This window comes from Paraburkholderia sp. SIMBA_030 (assembly GCF_046535245.1).
Taxonomy (GTDB): domain Bacteria; phylum Pseudomonadota; class Gammaproteobacteria; order Burkholderiales; family Burkholderiaceae; genus Paraburkholderia.
The window spans coordinates 1-248 of record NZ_JAWRXB010001272.1; the positions used below are offsets into that span (position 1 = coordinate 1).

General features: G+C 66.9%; 1 pseudogene. It reads right to left on the reverse strand.

From position 1 onward, the window contains the following. Positions 1-203 (reverse strand): annotated as a pseudogene (locus SB772_RS44135) (isoprenylcysteine carboxylmethyltransferase family protein); the annotation flags it as partial. Between the last annotated feature and the right edge of the window lie 45 nt (positions 204-248).

The window sequence follows — 248 nt, forward strand, 5'->3', positions numbered from 1 at the left end:
TCGCGGTCCTCGCGTTCGCCGGCGCTCAGGTTGCCTTCGGTCAACAACGCGGCGGCGGCCAGCGCCAGCGTCGCGACGGCGATGACGATCAGTTGTGGATGCGAAAAGAAGGCGGCGAACCCGCCGATGCCGAGCACGGCGAGCCCGAGGTAGACGAGCGCGGACACGCTCGACACGATTGCGACCTTGCGCGTAACGGCCATGGCTGCCTCGCCGGGGTGGGTTTTCCTGTGAAGTATAGGAACCCG